Origin of the sequence: Xanthomonas populi, assembly GCF_002940065.1 — a bacterium.
Taxonomy (GTDB): Bacteria; Pseudomonadota; Gammaproteobacteria; order Xanthomonadales; family Xanthomonadaceae; genus Xanthomonas; species Xanthomonas populi.
In genome coordinates, this window is the sequence record NZ_MDEJ01000299.1 from 1 (window position 1) to 803 (window position 803).

General features: G+C 55.4%; 1 pseudogene. It reads left to right on the forward strand.

The features are described from left to right. Nucleotides 1-262: 262 nt before the first annotated feature. A pseudogene (locus XpopCFBP1817_RS20955) lies at nucleotides 263-766 on the forward strand (type IV secretion protein Rhs); the annotation flags it as partial. Nucleotides 767-803: the final 37 nt, after the last annotated feature.

Genomic DNA, 803 nt, shown 5'->3' on the forward strand with positions numbered 1-803 from the left:
TTGAGAAGCTCGACGTCATGTTCCTCGGATTCCTGAGCTTCGTCCTGATCGTTGAAGGGCTTCTTATGTGTTAACAGGCCCTAGTTAACGTGGGGGTATTGGGGAATGACCTCGCGGTCGCGCTTTGCGCACCCTCCGGATTTTTTTGAACACGAACACCTGCCAATGGTTTGGCTGGGCATGCGTTGTCATGCCTTGCCTGTGCATGAGCGCGAGTTTGTGGGAGCGATGAGGTCTACCCGGATCTCGGTCAGTCATCAACTTGGAAAATGCTATGGAATCGGGCACGAGGCCGCGCCAGATGCGCGCGTTTGGATTGGCACTGGCTGCTTTAGCAGGATTGTCTCCTGCATTGGGCGCCGCCGAGGATGTCTACGACGACTATGGCAAGTTGATCCAAACCGGCGCGGTGGTGAGAAGCCCTGGCGACCAGCTCTTCGGTGAAAACATCAATCTCTACACGGGATCGATGGAAATCATCCAAACCGACGTGGATCTGAAGGGCAACAACGCTCTCCAAGTCCGGGTGGGCCGTCGATTCTCAGTGGGGAGTCCTACAAAGGGACACTTCAAGCTTTGGGACCTCGACATTCCTTACATGCATGGCGTCTTCGGTTTCCCAGGTGGAAACATCGCTCCTGATGGCTGGGTAGTCAACGGGACTAGGGAGACGGCTTACAGCCGATGCAGTCGCTACAGCGTTCCTCCAGCCTTCGAGAATCAGGGTCTGAGGTATCCCCACGTTTTTCAGCCCATGACCATCTGGTTGTAGACGTGTTCGGGCAGTGTGCGTAATCGCTCCA